The 16,348-nt window shown below is 67.5% G+C and carries 12 protein-coding genes and 1 pseudogene; 4 read left to right on the forward strand and 9 right to left on the reverse strand.

Annotation, left to right across the window (positions count from 1 at the left end; translation table 11 throughout):
- The first annotated feature begins 358 nt into the window (after positions 1 to 358).
- Genes yaaA through queF form a run of 3 tightly spaced genes read left to right on the forward strand, consistent with a single transcriptional unit; the run spans position 359 to position 2,990 of the window.
- Complete coding sequence (gene yaaA, locus PYV55_RS11415; RefSeq protein WP_275851239.1) at positions 359 to 1,192, forward strand: peroxide stress protein YaaA; 834 nt, start codon at positions 359 to 361, stop codon at positions 1,190 to 1,192.
- The gene (locus PYV55_RS11420) at positions 1,189 to 2,046 is read left to right on the forward strand and encodes a 2OG-Fe(II) oxygenase (RefSeq protein ID WP_275851241.1); all 858 of its coding nucleotides are present in this window, start codon (positions 1,189 to 1,191) and stop codon (positions 2,044 to 2,046) included. The genes yaaA and PYV55_RS11420 overlap by 4 nt, the downstream gene beginning before the upstream one ends.
- Before the next feature lie 59 nt (positions 2,047 to 2,105).
- The gene (gene queF, locus PYV55_RS11425; RefSeq protein WP_275851242.1) at positions 2,106 to 2,990 is read left to right on the forward strand and encodes an NADPH-dependent 7-cyano-7-deazaguanine reductase QueF; all 885 of its coding nucleotides are present in this window, start codon (positions 2,106 to 2,108) and stop codon (positions 2,988 to 2,990) included.
- A 174-nt stretch (positions 2,991 to 3,164) separates the two neighbouring features.
- On the opposite strand, the gene PYV55_RS11430 is transcribed toward queF, so the two are convergent.
- The 6 genes and pseudogenes from PYV55_RS11430 to dinB all read right to left on the reverse strand — a co-directional run bounded on the left by PYV55_RS11430 (position 3,165) and on the right by dinB (position 8,535).
- Positions 3,165 to 4,724, reverse strand: a complete 1,560-nt coding sequence (locus PYV55_RS11430; RefSeq protein WP_275851244.1) for a methyl-accepting chemotaxis protein — start codon at positions 4,722 to 4,724, stop codon at positions 3,165 to 3,167.
- 113 nt (positions 4,725 to 4,837) lie between these two features.
- Positions 4,838 to 4,981 (reverse strand): hypothetical protein, encoded by a 144-nt coding sequence (locus tag PYV55_RS11435; RefSeq protein ID WP_407066797.1) that lies wholly within the window; start codon positions 4,979 to 4,981, stop codon positions 4,838 to 4,840.
- 213 nt (positions 4,982 to 5,194) lie between these two features.
- A pseudogene (locus PYV55_RS11440) lies at positions 5,195 to 5,440 on the reverse strand (BrnA antitoxin family protein); the annotation flags it as partial.
- The gene (locus PYV55_RS11445; RefSeq protein WP_275851246.1) at positions 5,400 to 5,672 is read right to left on the reverse strand and encodes a BrnT family toxin; all 273 of its coding nucleotides are present in this window, start codon (positions 5,670 to 5,672) and stop codon (positions 5,400 to 5,402) included. The pseudogene PYV55_RS11440 and the gene PYV55_RS11445, both read right to left, overlap by 41 nt.
- A 68-nt stretch (positions 5,673 to 5,740) precedes the next feature.
- Positions 5,741 to 7,309: a methyl-accepting chemotaxis protein gene (locus PYV55_RS11450; protein ID WP_275851248.1), complete on the reverse strand. Its 1,569-nt coding sequence runs from the start codon at positions 7,307 to 7,309 to the stop codon at positions 5,741 to 5,743.
- An 83-nt stretch (positions 7,310 to 7,392) separates the two neighbouring features.
- The gene (dinB, locus tag PYV55_RS11455) at positions 7,393 to 8,535 is read right to left on the reverse strand and encodes a DNA polymerase IV (protein ID WP_472924679.1); all 1,143 of its coding nucleotides are present in this window, start codon (positions 8,533 to 8,535) and stop codon (positions 7,393 to 7,395) included.
- Positions 8,536 to 8,749: 214 nt separating this feature from the next.
- Between dinB and PYV55_RS11460 the strand changes: the two genes are divergently transcribed.
- Complete coding sequence (locus tag PYV55_RS11460) at positions 8,750 to 10,114, forward strand: glycerophosphodiester phosphodiesterase family protein (RefSeq protein WP_407066798.1); 1,365 nt, start codon at positions 8,750 to 8,752, stop codon at positions 10,112 to 10,114.
- A 6-nt stretch (positions 10,115 to 10,120) separates the two neighbouring features.
- Here PYV55_RS11460 and PYV55_RS11465 read toward each other — a convergent pair whose 3' ends face one another.
- The 3 genes from PYV55_RS11465 to pbpC form a co-directional block, all read right to left on the reverse strand.
- The gene (locus PYV55_RS11465; protein WP_275851255.1) at positions 10,121 to 11,287 is read right to left on the reverse strand and encodes an alpha-hydroxy acid oxidase; all 1,167 of its coding nucleotides are present in this window, start codon (positions 11,285 to 11,287) and stop codon (positions 10,121 to 10,123) included.
- A gap of 156 nt (positions 11,288 to 11,443) precedes the next feature.
- Complete coding sequence (locus PYV55_RS11470) at positions 11,444 to 13,747, reverse strand: bifunctional diguanylate cyclase/phosphodiesterase (RefSeq protein WP_275851256.1); 2,304 nt, start codon at positions 13,745 to 13,747, stop codon at positions 11,444 to 11,446.
- A 186-nt stretch (positions 13,748 to 13,933) separates the two neighbouring features.
- Complete coding sequence (gene pbpC, locus PYV55_RS11475; RefSeq protein ID WP_275851258.1) at positions 13,934 to 16,348, reverse strand: penicillin-binding protein 1C; 2,415 nt, start codon at positions 16,346 to 16,348, stop codon at positions 13,934 to 13,936.

Here is a 16,348-nt window from a genome sequence, read left to right on the forward strand (position 1 = left end):
AGCCTGTCGGACTTTGGAATCGTCGGCTGCGAATGTGCCGCAGCGGCCCATTTTTTACCGTCTTCTTACCCCATAGTCCCGCTATGGGGCTGCGAATCCGGCAAAAACTGGCCTCGCTGGGGCCCATTCTCGCTATCGACGTCCAAAGTCCGACAGGCTGCTAGTGTAGTGTTTGATGCTTGATGCGACAAATAAAACCGATGGATTTTTGGTCTGGGCAAGGCGTAAACCGCAGCGATACCGGGTGGTATCGCGAGGATTTGCAACGCGGCCCGGGCCGAAAAGACGCGGTTTTATGTCGCAGATAGCGTCGAACACTACACTAGCGCCATGCCACTTTCCCTGAGGTGCCATCGCCATGCTGTTTTTGCTCTCGCCCGCCAAAACCCTGGACTTCGACACCCCCGTGCCGGCGCAACTGCCGTGCACCGAGCCCGCCTTCACCGCGCAGGCGGCGCAGCTCATCGAGGTGCTGCGCCGCAAGCCACCACAGGAAATCGCCTCGCTCATGGGCCTGAGCGACAAGCTCGCGGCGCTCAACGTCGCGCGCTACCAGGCCTGGCAGCCGCAGTGCACAAAATCTGCGTGCCGCCAGGCGCTGCTGGCATTCAACGGCGACGTGTACGAAGGGCTGCAGGCACACTCGCTGGACGCGGCCGACCTGGCCTGGGCGCAGCAACACCTCGTGATCCTGAGCGGCCTGTACGGCGTGCTGCGCCCGCTCGACGGCATGCAGCCCTACCGCCTCGAAATGGGCACGTCGCTGGCCACCGCCGCGGGCGCAAACCTGTACCAGTTCTGGGGCACGCGCATCGCCGACTACCTGAACGCCGCGCTACAAGAACAAGAGCCAGCTGCGCTCTCATCACCAGGGCGGGAAGCTCAAGGACATGCGGAGCGCACCGTCGTCAACCTGGCCTCGCAGGAGTATTTCAAGGCCGTGGATCGCAAGGCGCTGCGCGCGCGCGTGATCGACTGCGTGTTCGAGGACTTCAAGGGCGGCAGCTACAAGATCATCAGCTTTTACGCCAAGCGCGCGCGCGGCCTCATGGCGCGCTACGCCATCACGCAGCGCCTCACCACGCCCGCGGGCCTCGAGGGTTTTGCGCTCGAGGGCTACGCCTTTGCGCCTGCGGCTTCAGTGCCCGAGCGCCTCGTGTTCCGGCGTACGCAGCCAGGGGCGCACACATGAGCCGACGCAGCCAAACGATCACGCCCGAACTGCGCCAGTGGATCGTCGCGCAGGCCGAGGCCGGCTGCAGCGCACTTGCGCTGCAGCAATCCATGCAGCAAGCCGGCTGGGATGCGACCCTGGCCGCCGAGGCGCTCGAGCAGACGCTGCGCGCGCACCTCGACGCCGTTGCCGTCGCGCAGGGGCTGCCGCCCGCGAGCCCCGTGCCCGAGCCCGATCTGGCCGACGCGCCCACGGTGATCGACCTGGGCGAGCGCCAGGTGCGCGTGCTGCTTGCGCTCGGCAAGCCGCGCATCGTGGTGTTCGGCGAGCTGCTCGCGCCCGAGGAATGCGACGCGCTCATCGAAGCCGCGCGCCCGCGCCTCGCGCGCTCGCTCACCGTGGCCACGACCACGGGCGGGCAGGAGGTCAACGTCGACCGCACGAGCGAGGGCATGTTCTTTCAGCGCGGCGAAAGCCCGCTGCTGCAGCGCATAGAGCAGCGCATCGCACGCCTGCTGCGCTGGCCCGTGGAAAACGGCGAGGGCCTGCAGGTGCTGCACTACCGCCCCGGCGCCGAATACAAGCCGCATTACGACTACTTCGACCCCGACGCACCCGGCACACCCACGCTGCTCGCGCGCGGCGGCCAGCGCGTGGGCACGCTGGTGCTCTACCTCAACACGCCCGAAAAAGGCGGCGCCACGGGCTTTCCGGGCATCCACCTCGAGGTCGCGGCGCAGCGCGGCAATGCCGTGTTCTTCAGCTACGAGCGCGCGCACCCTTCGAGCGGCAGCCTGCATGCGGGCACGCCGGTGATCGCGGGCGAAAAGTGGATCGCAACCAAGTGGCTGCGCGCGGGAAAATTTGAATGAAATCGGCCTTTTGCCAAGGCACATCAAGCGCAAGCAGCTACTTTTTCGATAGAAATCTGATGTCCCCCAACAATCCCGCGTCCGCCCATTCGCCCTGCCCGGCGCCGCAGCATTCGCCGCTGGGCCAGGCCGTCGCCTACGCCGACCAGTACGACCCCGCGCTGCTGTTTCCGATAGCGCGTGCGGCGCAGCGGGCCGAGCTCGGCATCACGGCCGCGCCGCCCTTTTTCGGCGCCGACCTGTGGACGGCCTACGAGCTCTCGTGGCTCAACCCGCGCGGCAAGCCGCAGGTGGCGCTCGCGCACCTCACGGTTCCGTGCGAGACGCCGCACATCATCGAAAGCAAGTCGCTCAAGCTCTACCTGGGCAGCTTCAGCCAGACGCGCTTTGCCGACGCAGCCGAGGTGCAATCGCGCATCCGCGCCGACCTCAGCGCGGCGCTGTGGCGCGGCGCCGCTGCGCCCGGCAGTATCGGCGTAAAGCTGCTGCTGCCCGAGCAGTTCGACCAGCAGGCCATCCACGAGCTCGACGGCCTGAACCTGGACCGGCTCGACGTCGAATGCACGCACTACCAGCCCGCGCCCGAGCTGCTCGCCGTGCAGCAGGATGCGCCGCCCGTGCACGATGAAGTGCTCACGAGCCGCCTGCTCAAGAGCAACTGCCCGGTCACGGGCCAGCCCGACTGGGGCAGCGTGCAAGTCCGCTACAGCGGCGCGCCGATCAACCAGGAGGGCCTGCTGCGCTACCTCGTGAGCTTTCGCCAGCACAGCGGCTTTCACGAGCACTGCGTGGAGCGCATCTTCATGGATATCTGGATGCGCTGCCAGCCCACGCAGCTCACCGTCTATGCGCGCTACACGCGCCGCGGCGGGCTCGACATCAACCCCTGGCGCACCAGCCACCCGCAACGGCCGCCAGCGAACGTGCGCACGGCGCGGCAGTAGCGTTAGTGCAGTGTTCGACGCTATCTGCGACATAAAACCGCGTCTTTTCGGCCCGGGCCGCGTTGCAAATCCTCGCGATACCACCCGGTATCGCTGCGGTTTGCGCCTTGCCCAGACCAAAAATCCATCGGTTTTATTTGTCGCATCAAGCATCAAACACTGCACTAGGCCGGGCTACAGACGAAAAACATCGACCGAGCGCGCGAGCATTTGCGAGTGCGCCTCGAGTTCCTCGGCCGAAGTGGCGGTCTGCTCGGCGAGCGCGGCGTTTTGCTGGGTCGCGGCTTCGAGCTGCACGACGGACTCGTTGACCTGGTCTATGCCGCGCGACTGCTCTTGCGTGGCTTCGCTGATGCGGCGCACCAGTGCGCTCAGGCGCTCGACCGCGGCCACTGCGGCAGCGATCATTTGCTCGGCCTGCGCCATTTGCTGGCTGCCACCGCTGACCTGCGACACCGAAGAAGCAATCAGCGTGCGGATGTCCTTGGCTGCCTCTGCGCTGCGTTGTGCGAGCCCGCGCACCTCGCCGGCCACGACGGCAAAGCCGCGCCCCTGCGCGCCGGCACGCGCCGCTTCGACGGCGGCGTTGAGCGCCAGCAGATTGGTCTGGAAGGCGATGCCCTCGATCACGGCGACGATCTCGCTGATGCGGTGCGAGAATTGTTCGATCGCCTGCATGGTCTGCCCCACCTGCTGCACAGCCTGCCCGCCGCGCTGTGCGAGCGCGGCGCTCTGCGCGCCGTCCTGCGCCACCTGGCCGGCCGTATCGGCCGCATGGTGCACCGTGCCCGAGAGCTGCTGCATGGTGGCGGCCGTTTCTTCGATGTTGCTGGCCTGGGCCTCGGTGCGCGCATACAAGTCCTGCCCAGCCTGTGCCATGCTTTCGGCGGTCTGTAAAAAACCCTGGATTTCGCTGCGCACGTCGCCGACCACGGCGCGCAGATTGATCTGAATCTGCTGCAGATTGCGCAGCAAACCTTGCAGCGCCGGCGCGAAGTCGGAGCCGTCGATTCGTGCCGCCAAATTGCAGGCCGCAACGTCGCGCGCAAATGCTTCGGCGCGCCGCAAACCGCCCACGATGCGCGCCTGGAACCAGGCGAGCACCGCAGCATTCCCTGCCAGCAGCAAGGCAAGCACACCGCCCCCGGCCCAGGCGCCGCTTGCGCCGAACATGAAAGGCAGCATGGCGAACACCGTCACCGCAAGCAGCAGCGCACCCAGGCCATAGACAGGCGGCAGCCAGCGCAGGCGCTGCCAGACGCCGCGCAAACCTGGCTGTATCACCCGCCCCTGCTGCAAGCGCAGCCCCGTGCGCCCCTGTTCGGCGTCGCGGCGCAGTTGCGCATACAAGGCCTCGGCCTGGCGCACCTCCTCACGGCCGGGCTTGGTGCGCACCGACATATAGCTGCGCGGCTTGCCGCCTTCCATGATGGGCGTGATATTGGCGCGCACCCAGTAAAAGTCGCCGTTCTTGCGCCGGTTTTTCACCAGCCCCGTCCAGGTCAGGCCGCGCCCAATGGTCTGCCACATGTCGCGAAACGCCTGCGGCGGCATGTCGGGGTGGCGTATCAGGTTGTGCGGCTGACCGATGAGCTCATCGTAGCTGTACCCGCTGGTTTCTCGAAACGCCGCATTGCAGTGCGTGATGACGCCCTTGGTGTCGGTGGTCGATACCAGCATGGTATCGGCGGGGAAGTCGTATTCCTGGGTGGTGACGGGTAGATTGATGCGCATCCGAGTCTCGTGAAAATCCCTCGCGCATGCGCGAGGGAGCTGCATTATTACAAACGGTCACATACCCCCTCTGCGGAGAAACCCGCATGCACATTTGCGGCAGCGCAAGCGCCTTACGCCAGCCAAGGGTTGATGACGCTCAGCCCTGCGCCCTGAAAGGGGGCCGTGTCGCGTGTGGCCACGGTCAGCCCGTTGGCGACGGCCACCGCGGCGATGCAGGCATGCGCCGCTTCGATGCCGCCGCCAGCCTTGCGCACCTTTGCCAGCAACTCGACAGGTATCTTGCAAAACCTCTTTGCGATGGAGAATCTTGCGCTTTATCCAAATTTCAACCCAGATTGCCCATTAGGACGCGGGATGATGGCGAGGCGGCTGGCGAGGCAGTTTGGTCGCGGCTGAGGAGTGCATGGCCGGTGCCATGGACGACGAAGCCGCGGCCAAAATGACCGTCAGACGTCCGCCAGCGCCCNCCAGTCTTTCAAGGCAGCATTCATGCGTGTCTGCCAGCCCTTGCCCGTAGCCTTGAAGGCCTCGATGACTTCGGCGTCGTAGCGTACCGTCAATGCCTGCTTGGGCCTGCCAGCACTCGGGCGACCACGGCGCACGAGCGTATCGCCCACATACTCGTCGGCCGCTTCGAAAAACGCATCCGTCAGTTCCGGCGCATCATCCGGGTCAATCCAGGCGTTGCCCGAACCTGGCTTGTTCTCGTTCATTGGCTTTCCTCATGCTGATAATGCGGCGCACCTCGCCGCGAGGTGTCCAGACCATGATGACCATCCGCTCATCGAGCTTGCCAACGGTGATGTAGCGCGGCTCGGCATAGTCCTCTCGCAGGTCTCGGGCGGTGAAGTGCCTGCCCGCAAAAACTTCTGCTGCGCGTGCGAAATCGATTCCCCGCTCAACCATGGTCTTGGCTCGCTTCTCGGGGTCGAACTCGATTTCCATCGCCAAATTGTAACTACAAAAATTCAGCAATGGCTACGGCGAACATCCGCCAGTCGCAGGTGCGGCCATCAGTGCAGCCTGAACACCGCCAGCGTGCGCCCGAGCATGCCGGCGTTGCCGTTCATGGCCGTGGCCGCGGCGGCGGATTCTTCGACCAGGGCGGCGTTTTGCTGCGTCACCCTGTCCATGTCGCTCACGGCCTGGTTCACCTGCGCGATGCCCAGCGCCTGCTCGCGCGCGGCGCCGGTGACGTGGCCGATCAGCGCATTCACCTGTTCCACCGAATGCACCACCTGCGCGATGGCTGCATCGGCTTCGCGCATCTGGCCCGCGCCCTGGCCGACCTGCGCGTTCGAGCTGCCTATCAGCGCACGGATTTCGCGCGCCGCGGCGGCGCTGTTTTGCGCGAGCGCACGCACCTCGCTCGCGACGACGGCAAAGCCGCGCCCCTGTTCGCCGGCGCGCGCCGCTTCCACGGCGGCATTGAGCGCGAGGATGTTGGTCTGGAACGCGATGCCTTCTATGGCGCCAATGATCTGCTGCATCTGCCGCGCCGAGTTTTCTATCTCCTGCATGGCCGCGCCCACGGCCTGCACGGCCGTGCCGCCCGTGCGCGCGAGCGCAGCGCTGTGCTCGCTTTGCTGCTGGATGCGCTGCGTGGTCTCGGCGGACTGCTGCACGGTGCTGGCCAGTTGCTCCATCGCGGCGGCCGTTTCTTCGAGGCTGCTGGCCTGCGCCTCGGTGCGCGCCGAGAGGTCTTGCGCGCCTTGTGCGAGCTCGGCCGCGATACTGCCGAAGCCGGCGATCTCGTGGCACGCATCACCGACGACTGCGCGCAGGTTGATCTGTATCTGCTGCAGCCGCTCCGTCAGCATGACCATGGGCGTGCGAATGGCGTCCATATTCCACTGCAGCGCAGTAGTGAGGTCGCAGCCCGCGATGTCGCGCGCGAGCAGGTTGGCCTGCTGCAGCGACTGCGTCACGTTGCGGTGAAAGCGCCAGACGATGAAGCCCCCGCCCAAGAGCAGCGCCAAAAACTGGAACAGCACCAGTTTGCCATCTTGCCAGCCCAGCCACAGCGGCAGCAGCGTGAGCGCGATCAGGCCGAGCAGCATGGCCTCCATGCGCATCGTGGGTGTGGCGCGGTGCAAGCGGCCCGGCAGATCGCGCCAGCCCACACGGCGCACGCGCCCAGCGTGCAGGCGTACCGTGCGCCGGCCGGCTTCGCGCTCTGCCTTGATGCGTTCGTACAGCGCCTCGGCCTGACGCACTTCCTCGCGCGTGGGCTTGGCACGCACCGACATGTAGCCCTTGGGTTTGCTGCCCTCCATCAGCGGGGTGACGGAGGCGCGCACCCAGTAATGGTCGCCGTTCTTGCGCCGGTTTTTCACGATGCCCATCCAGCTGCGGCCGTGACCTATGGTGTTCCACAGGTCTGCGAAGGCTTCGGGCGGCATGTCCGGGTGGCGCACGATGTTGTGCGGCTGCCCCATGAGCTCGGCAAAGTCGTAGCCGCTCACGCGCACAAAAGCCGCGTTGCAGTGCGTGATGCGGCCTTTGGCGTCCGTGGTGGACATGAGCAGTTCTTCGCCCGGGAAGTCGTACTCGCGCTGGGTGACAGGGAGGTTGATGCGCATGGTTGCAAGGGTTTTTGTAAAGAAACACATCAAGCTTCCCGGCATGCCCCCGGCAGGGGTTTGACGCAGGTCAACTCCTGAATTCAGAACAGCTCGGGCGTTCCTGCGGCCACGGGCAGCAAGGCGACTTCACTCTGCGGCACCAGATTCCCTACACGCACCCCCAGCAGGCGCAGGCGTTGCGTCAAAGCCACGCGGCGCAGGCATTGCCCAGCGGCGCGGCGAATGGTGGCGGCGTCCTGCGTGGGCAGCGCGATGGTCTGCTCGCGCGTGACGCTGCGAAAGTCGGCGTAGCGCAACTTGATGCCAATGGTGCGGCCGCAGTAGCCCTGGCGTTGCAGGTCGGCGGCCACGCGCTCGCACAGGGCGGTGAAGATGCGCCCGAGCTCGGCGCGGTCGTGCACCGCGTGCAGGTCGCGCTCGAAGGTGGTCTCGCGGCTCATGGAAACGGGCTCGCTCTCGGTGACCACGGCACGCTCGTCGCGCCCCCAGGCGGCGTCGTGCAGCCAGGCGCCGTAAGCCTTGCCGAAGTGCCGCACCAGCGCGCCCGCATCCTGCTGCGCGAGCTCGCCGATGGTGTGTATGCCCAGGGCCTGCAGGCGCGCATCGGTCTTGGGGCCTATGCCGTTGATCTTGCGGCAGGGCAAGGGCCAGATGCGCGTGGCCAGGTCGCCCTCGAAAATGATGGAAATGCCCTGGGGCTTGTCGAATTCGCTCGCCATCTTGGCCAGCAGCTTGTTGGGCGCCACGCCGATCGAACAGGTCAGCCCCGTGGCCGCGAGGATGCCCTGCTGGATGCGCTGCGCGAGCACGCGCCCGCCCTGCTCCTGGCCGCCGGGCACGTGGGTGAAGTCGATATACACCTCGTCGATGCCGCGGTCTTCCATGACCGGCGCGAAGCTGCGCACCACGTCCTTGAAGGCGCGCGAGTAGCGCCGGTAGGCGTCGAAGTCGACCGGCAGCAAGATGGCATCAGGACACAAGCGCGCAGCCTTCATGAGCCCCATGGCCGAGCCCACACCGAAGGCGCGCGCCGCGTAGGTGGCCGTGGTGATGACGCCGCGGCCCTGGTAGTTTCTGAGCCGCTCGAAGGCCGACAGCGGCAGGGCGGCATCGGCTGCACTGGCGCCCTCCTGCGGCGTGCGCCGCCGCCCGCCGATGACCACGGGCAGGCCGCGCAGCTGCGGGTAGCGCAACAGCTCCACGCTGGCAAAAAAGGCGTCCATGTCCAGGTGTGCGATGCGCCGGGGCAGGGCCGGGTCGTGGAGCGCAGACTGTGGGGGCGCAGACTGTGGCCGCTCGTCGCGGTGTGCAATGGAGGGCATAGGAGACTTGGGATCACGGCAATGCGCGCAAACGATTGTGCCCGCGTGTCAAGAAGCTTTCACACGCCACGGAAATCATCGCCGTTCCTGACAACGATGGAGGAAGGAACCCATGATGAACATGAACCCGACACCCACGCGCTGGACGCGTCTGGCCCTGGGCGCGATGGCGGCATCTTCGCTGCTGGTGGCCTGCGGCGGTGGTGGCGATGGCGCCTCGCTGCCGACCCTGGAAGGCAGCGTCCCGCTCGTCATTTCGCACCGCGGCTACCCAGGGCTCTACCCTGAAGAGACGCAACTGTCCTACGAAACGGCGGCCGATCTGGGGGGCGACTCGCTCGAACTCGACGTGCACCTGACCAAGGACTGCATCCCCGTCGCGCGCCACAACCCGTGGCTCAGCGACAACACCAACATTGCCGAAGTCGCGGCCAAATACCCCGAGGTGATGGCACGCAAGCGCACCGTCCCCGGCGTGCTCGTGCCCGTCAAATACGACGCCACCAAGTACGGCGGCCCCAAGGCCTACCTGAGCGACCTGACCGACCCCGCCGATCCGAAGTCGGTGCTGCGCTCGCTCGTTGTCGATGGCGAAGACCACACGGGCGACTGGTCGATCACCGACTTCACGCTGGCCGAACTGCGCAAGTTCGGCATCAACGGCACGACCTACGACGCCAAGGAATCCCGCCCCACCACCTACAACGGATTGCTGCCTATCCTGAGCCTGCAGGAAGTCATCGACATCGCCAAGGCCAAGGCCAAATCGACCGGGCGCAGCATCAGCATCTACCCCGAAACCAAAAACCCGCTGTGGAACAACGCGCAGGCCAAGGCCAACGGCTGCGGCGCTCCCGGCGCCAGCCATCCGTTCGAGGACATCGTGCTCAAGGTGCTGAGCGACAACGGCCTGAACAGCAAGGACGCACCCTTGTTCGTCCAGAGCTTCGACCCCGACAGTCTGCTGTACCTGCGCAGCGCCGGCCTCAAGGCCAAGGCGGTGCAACTGATCGACGGCGACGACGTGAACTACAAGACCGGCGACATGATCTATGCCGGCGACAGCACCGACGTGTATACCTTCGTGGATGGCCGACCCTACAGCTACACCGTCGCGGGCAACCCAGCTACCTTCGGCGACATGATCTCGCCGGCGGGGCTGGCCCAGATCAAGCAATACGCCGATGGCATCGGCCCCTGGAAGCCGCAAGTGATGCGCCTGAGCGGCCCGAGCGGCAAGCTCGCCGATGTGAACAGTGCCACGCCCACCAGCCTGATCGCCGACGCCCACAAGGCGGGGCTCTTCGTGCACGTTTACACCTTCCGCAATGAAGCCAAGTACCTTGCCGGCCTGTTCAAAGGCGACCCGGTGGCCGAGTACCTGGCTTACTTCCGCGCCGGCGTGGATGGCGTGTTCACCGACTTCACGCCTACCGCCATCCAGTCGCGCCAGCAGTACCTGAAGGAGATGGGGCGCTGACTGAATTCAGGGCCGCGGGTAAGTACCTGGCAGCAGCACGCTGCCGTCGACCTGGTCGATCTGCGTGCGCCCGCAAAACGCCATGGTGATGTCGAGCTCTTTCTGGATGATTTCGAGCGCGCGGCGCACGCCGGCCTCGCCGAACGCGCCCAGGCCGTAGAGAAAGCTGCGCCCGATCAGCGTGCCGCGTGCGCCCAGGGCGCGGGCTTTGAGCACGTCCTGACCGCTGCGGATGCCGCCGTCCATCCAGACCTCGATGCGCTGGCCTACGGCGTCCGCGATCGCGGGCAGGGCCTGGATGCTCGAGGGCGCGCCGTCGAGCTGGCGTCCGCCGTGGTTGCTCACGATGAGCGCGTCGGCACCGCTTTGCGCCGCGAGGCGCGCGTCCTCGGCGTCCATGATGCCCTTGAGCACGAGCTTGCCGCCCCAGCGCTTTTTGATCCACTCGACGTCGGCCCAGTTCAGGCGCGGGTCGAACTGCTCGGCCGTCCATGCGGCGAGCGAACCCATGTCGCCCACGCCCTTGGCGTGGCCCACGATGTTGCCGAAGCTGCGCCGGCGCGTGCCCAGCATGCCCAGGCACCAGCGCGGCTTGGTGGCGAGGTTGAGCAGGTTCGCCAGCGTGGGTTTGGGCGGCGTGGAGAGGCCATTTTTGATGTCCTTGTGGCGCTGGCCGAGGATTTGCAAGTCCAGCGTGAGCACCAGCGCCGAGCAGTTGGCGGCGCGGGCGCGCTCGATCAGGCGTTCGATGAAGTCGCGGTCGCGCATCACGTAGAGCTGGAACCAGAACGGATGCCGCCCCGTGTGCTCAGCCACGTCTTCGAGCGAGCAGATGCTCATGGTCGAGAGCGTGAAGGGCACGCCAAACGCCTTGGCCGCGCGCGCCGCGAGGATTTCACCGTCGGCGTGCTGCATGCCCGTGAGCCCCGTGGGCGCGAGCGCCACGGGCATGGCGACGGGCTCGCCGAGCATGGTGCTGCGCGTGCTGCGCCCTTCCAGGTTCACGGCCACGCGCTGGCGCAGCAGGATGCGCTGGAAGTCGGCTTCGTTGGCGCGGTAGGTGCTCTCGGTGTAGGAGCCGGAGTCGGCATAGTCGTAGAACATGCGCGGCACGCGGCGGCGTGCGATGCGGCGCAGGTCTTCGATGCAGGTGATGGTGGACAGGTCGGGCACGCAAGGTCTCCTGACGCGGATGGGCCATGGGATCGGTCGGGGCCGATGGTACGGCAAGCGGACGGTGCGCGCAGACACGCCAAAACGCCGAAATTTTCGGGCAGGAAAAGCCACCGGCGCATGCAACTCCTGCGCAGGAAGCTATCTTTACAATAGCTACTTCAGCGGCGCGACGGCCATGGTCGCCGGCCTGGGTGCGGGCACGTGCAAAAGCAGCGTGGGCTCCACGCCTTCGCCGGCGTACAGGCACACGCGCTCGCGCCCGCTGTGCTTGGCGGCGTACAGGGCTTCGTCGGCGTGGCGCGCGAGCACATCCAGGTCTTGTCCGTGCTCTGGATACAGGCTCAGCCCGCCGCTCACGCGCAGCGGCAGCGTCTGCCCCGCAAGCGGCACGGGCTCCTTGCAGGCGTCCAAGATCTTGCGTACCAAGGGCTCTAGCTGCTCGGCGCGCGCCAGACCGGGCAGCAGCAGCAAGAATTCATCACCGCCGAGGCGGCACACGGTGTCGGTGGCGCGCACGGCGGATTTCAGGCGCCTGGCGAACTGCACCAGCAGCTCGTCGCCCACGTCGTGGCCCAGCTGGTCGTTGACCTGCTTGAAGCCGTCCAGGTCCATGTACAGCACGGCCACCAGACTGCCGTCGCGCCGCGCCTGCGCGAGCGCCTGTTGCGCGCGGTCGCGCAGCAGCAGGCGGTTGGGCAGGTCGGTCAGCGCGTCGTACTGCGCAAGGTGCGCCATGCGCTCGGCCAGCGCCAGCGCCGCGCCCACGTCGCGCAGCACGGCCACGGCGCCCGTGACGCGGCCCTTGCGGTCGGTGATCAGGCTCGCCGATTCTTCCACCTCGAAGCGCTGGCCCGTGCCACGCTGCAGCACCACGCCGCGCGTGGTGGTGATGGGGCGCTTTTGTGCTAGCGCCTGGTGCAGCGGGCTGGACTGGGGCGTGGCGCCGTCGGCCGCGCGCAGCCCTATGACCTCATCGACATCATGGTGCGCGGCGTCAAAGGCCTGCCAGCCCGTCAGGTGCTCTGCGGCGGGGTTGACGTAAGTGACGCGGCCCTGCGCGTCGGTGCAGACCACTGCGTCGGCGATGGCCTGCAGCGTCAGGCGCATGCGTTCCTTCTCCTCGAACAGCTCGTCCTCCATGCGCTTGCGCTCGGTGATGTCGGTCATCTGCACGAAAAATCCGCGCAAGCGGCCGTCCTCCATGTCCGGGGTGTACGCCACGAGGTAATGGCGCTCGCCGTCGCGCGCATCGACCATGGAAAAATCGAACACCTGCTTGTGCCCCTGCAAGGCCTGGTCGATGTAGGGCTGAACCTGCGCCATCGTCCGTCTGCCCAGCAAGTCGTTCAAGTGCATGCCCGCCACCTGCGCGGGCGCCACGCCAAACCAGTCCTCGCTGACATGGTTGATGAAGCGGTTGCGCAAGTCGGCGTCCCAGTAGCCCACCAGCGAAGGCACGTTGTCGAGGATGGTGCGCAGGTTGTGCTCGACCTCGCGCAGTTGCGCGGCGATGCGCTCGCGCGCGCTCAGCTGGCGCGTGAAGAGCCAGGCCAGGCCGATGCTGGCACCCATGAGCAGCACGGCAAACGCACCCAGCATCCAGGCATTGCGGCGCCAGGGCTGCAGGATGGTGTCGTACGACTGGGCCACGCCCACGACGAGCGGATAGGCGCCGACGCGGCGGAATGAATAAAGCCGCCGCACGCCGTCCAGCGTGGCGCGCGTGAGCAGGGTGCCGCTGCGGCGCGACTGCGCGTAGCGCACGCTTTCGCTGCCTGCCAGGTTGGCGCCCACACCCGTGCCGTCGTAAGGAAAGCGCGCCAGAAAAGTGCCATCGAGCGTGATCAGGTTGATGCCGCTGTCCGACCCCACATCGACTTCCCTGAAGATGGATTGAAAGTAGCGCAGCGGAATCACGCCCACGACCACGCCGGCAAAGCTGCCGTCGGGGTTGTAATAGGCACGCACGAGCGGCAGGCTCCATTCCTGCGTGGTGCGGGCGACGACGGGCCGGCCCACGTAGAGCCCGCGGTACAGGCCCGTGCGCAGGGCCTGGAAGTATTCGCGGTCTGCAAGCTCGATCTGGCGCGGCACCACGCCGCGGGCATCGAGCACTACATGACCACGCTCATCGGTCACCAGAACGTCTTCGATGTTTTGCGCGTGCAAAACGCTGCCGAACAGCACACGCTGGCGCATGTCGGGCGGCAGCGCCATGACATTGGAGCGCCCCAGATCGAACACCAGGTTCTGCATCGCCTCGTCCATGGTGTCCAGCCCGCGCACGAGGCCGATCTCGAGCGCGCGCGCGAGGTTCGCGTTGGTGCGTTCGGCATACGCCAGCGCATCCGCGTGCATGGTCCAGATGGCACGTGCAAACAAGCCGCCTATGCCCAGCGAAACGAGCACGGCGAGCCACACCAGGCGGCGGGAAAGAAAATGCAGCAGGGAAGACATGCGAAAAAACGGGCGGGACAGATTCAGGCGCAGTGCAAAAGGAATCGCCCCGGCCCGGCGCACGCTCCCCAAGTGGCTTGCGCAAACCGTAGGGTAGATTGTAATAATTTGTGCTTGCCTACGCTCCATAGGGTTATATCCCCAACGGGCCATCCGTGCACGGCGTGCCCCTTCCCTGCCCCGCTTTCACGGCCCCGCGCGCACCCCTGCCCCGCGCACCTCGAAGCGCAGTTCGTCGAGCACGCGGCCCTGCGCGTCGGCCAGCTGCAGCACATGCCGCCCCGGCCAGGGCAGCCAGGACAGGCGCGCGCCGCGGCCCAGCGGTTTGCCGTCCAGGCGCCACTGCAGACGCGCGCTGCCCGGGCCCGCAGCGTGCAGCTGCAGGCGCTGGCGCGCAGGCGGGATGTCGGGGTCGAGCGCGATGATGCTGCCCGGCGCGGGCGCGGTGATGCGCGCCGTGGCCTGTGCCGCTGGGCCGCAGGGCATGGGTGTGGAATGTTTCAAGCCTTTTTGGCCTCTAGTCCTTTCTCCATCTTCACTACAAGCTCCTTTATCAATAGCGAACACGGCCTGCTCGGTGCCGGCAATGAACCATTCCGCGCGCGCCGGTTCGGGCGCCGGTTCGCCCGGCCCGGCAAAGCGCACCGCCACGCGCCGCAGGCCCGGTGGCGGCGCCGGGGCGCGGCTGGGCTCGTGCGCGTGCAGGTAGCCCATCAACGCCGCCCAGATGGGCGCGGCGCCGCTGCTGCCGCTCACCTCGTGCATGGCGGCGCCGCTCGCGTTGCCCACCCACACGCCCACGGTGTAGCGCTGCGACCAGCCCAGCGCCCAGTTGTCGCGCATGTCCTTGCTCGTGCCCGTCTTGACCGCCGTCCAAAAGCGCGTGGCCAGCACGCTGTCGGTGCCGAAGGTGGGCGCACGCGCATTGCCGTCGCTGAGGATGTCGCCCACGATGAAGGCCGCGCGGCCATCGAGCACGCGCTGCAGGCTCGCGGCCTGCGGCGCCTTGGCCGCCGGCTGCAGCCGCAGCGGCCCCGTGCGCCCGCCCAGCGCCAGCGTGCGGTAGGCCTGCGTCAGCTGCAGCAGCGACACCTCGGGGCTGCCCAGCGCGAGGCTGTAGCCGTAGTAGCCGCCGCTCTCGCGCAGCGGCAGCCCCAGCGTGCGCAGCTGCTGGTGAAAGGCGTCGGGCGACACGAGCACCAGCGTGCGCACCGCAGGCACGTTGAGCGAGGCCGCAAGCGCCGTGCGCACCGACACCCAGCCGCGAAAGCGCCGGTCGTAGTTCTGCGGCACGTACAAGCCCCCGGGCGTGGCGATGGCCGTGGGCGCATCGTCGAGCAGCGAGGCCGCGGTCAGGCGGTTTTCTGCGAGCGCCTGTGCGTACAGAAAGGGCTTGAGCGTGGAGCCCGGCTGGCGCAGCGCCTGCACGCCATCGACTTCGGCCGCCTGGCTCAGCGTGCCCGACGAGCCCACCCAGGCGAGCACCTCGCCGCTCGCGTTGTCGAGCACCAGCACCGCACCATCCTCCACGCCGCGCCCCTGCAGCTCGCGCAGCTGCTGCGTCAGGGTCTGCACGGCAAAGCGCTGCAGCCCGGCGCGCAGACTGCTGCGCAGCTCGGTGGGCAAGGGCGCAGGTGTGGGCACGGGTACGGGCACAGCGGTGCCCTGCTCTTGCGCCGCGGCACGGCCTGCGGGCTGCGCGCGCAGCGTGCGCAGCAGGTAGCGCATGAAGTGCGGCGCCACGCCCGCGCTCGCGTCCCAGGCACGGCGCTGCAGCATGGCCGCGGTGTAGGCGTCCAGCCCGGCGCAGACGCTCTGGGGGTTGGCCTGAACCTCGCTGCGGGCGGCGCTTGGGGGCATGCCTTGCCGGGCACTCCCGCTCTGCCCCGCCCCCTGCGGCTGCAGCGCCTGCAGCACCGTGCAGGCACGCCGCGCGACCTGTTCGGCACGCGCATTGGGCGCACGCACCAGCGCTGCGGCAATGGCGGCCTCGCGCGCGTCCAGCCCCTGCGCGGCCTTGCCGAACAGGCTGCGGCTGAGCGCATCCAGGCCCACGATTTCGCCGCGAAACGGCACCAGGTTCAGGTAGGCCTCGAGGATCTGGTCCTTGCGCCAGCTTTGTTCGAGCCGCTGCGCCGCCACGCCCTGGCCGACCTTTTGTGCGAGCGTGCGCCCGCCGGGCCCGGCGCGCCAGTCGTCGTCGAGCAGGCCCGCGAGCTGCATGGTGATGGTGCTGGCGCCGCGCGTGCGCTGGTGCCACAGGTTCGCCCAGGCCGCCGCCGAGACGGCGTGCCAATCGACGCCGCTGTGCGCGTAAAAGCGCTGGTCCTCGCTGCGCACCAGCGCCTCGCGCAGCGCGGGCGACACGTCGGCCAGCGCCACCCACTGACCGCGGCGCACGCTCGCGTCGGTGCGCAGGCGCTGCAGCTCCTCGCCCTCGCGCGAGCGCAGCACGGTGTCGGACGGGCGAAAGCTGCCCTTGACCTCGTCGAAGCTGGGCAGGGCGTGGGCGGCCTGTGCGCACACCCACGCGAGCACGGCGGCCGCAGCGCCGCGCCTGCCACCGCGGAGCCAGCCGCTCCTGCGCACAGTGGCCACCAT

The sequence above is a fragment of the Extensimonas soli genome (assembly GCF_029211265.1).
Taxonomy (GTDB): Bacteria; Pseudomonadota; Gammaproteobacteria; order Burkholderiales; family Burkholderiaceae_C; genus Extensimonas; species Extensimonas soli.

What these genes read in the sequence shown, in the direction of transcription:
- yaaA (WP_275851239.1), top strand. Translation starts at nt 359, where the DNA reads ATGCTGTTTTTGCTCTCGCCCGCCAAAACCCTGGACTTCGACACCCCC.
- PYV55_RS11420 (WP_275851241.1), top strand. Translation starts at nt 1,189, where the DNA reads ATGAGCCGACGCAGCCAAACGATCACGCCCGAACTGCGCCAGTGGATC.
- queF (WP_275851242.1), top strand. Translation starts at nt 2,106, where the DNA reads ATGTCCCCCAACAATCCCGCGTCCGCCCATTCGCCCTGCCCGGCGCCG.
- PYV55_RS11430 (WP_275851244.1), bottom strand. Translation starts at nt 4,724, where the DNA reads ATGCGCATCAATCTACCCGTCACCACCCAGGAATACGACTTCCCCGCC.
- PYV55_RS11445 (WP_275851246.1), bottom strand. Translation starts at nt 5,672, where the DNA reads ATGGAAATCGAGTTCGACCCCGAGAAGCGAGCCAAGACCATGGTTGAG.
- PYV55_RS11450 (WP_275851248.1), bottom strand. Translation starts at nt 7,309, where the DNA reads ATGCGCATCAACCTCCCTGTCACCCAGCGCGAGTACGACTTCCCGGGC.
- dinB (WP_472924679.1), bottom strand. Translation starts at nt 8,535, where the DNA reads ATGGACGCCTTTTTTGCCAGCGTGGAGCTGTTGCGCTACCCGCAGCTG.
- PYV55_RS11460 (WP_407066798.1), top strand. Translation starts at nt 8,750, where the DNA reads ATGAACATGAACCCGACACCCACGCGCTGGACGCGTCTGGCCCTGGGC.
- PYV55_RS11470 (WP_275851256.1), bottom strand. Translation starts at nt 13,747, where the DNA reads ATGTCTTCCCTGCTGCATTTTCTTTCCCGCCGCCTGGTGTGGCTCGCC.
- pbpC (WP_275851258.1), bottom strand. Translation starts at nt 16,348, where the DNA reads ATGGTGGCCACTGTGCGCAGGAGCGGCTGGCTCCGCGGTGGCAGGCGC.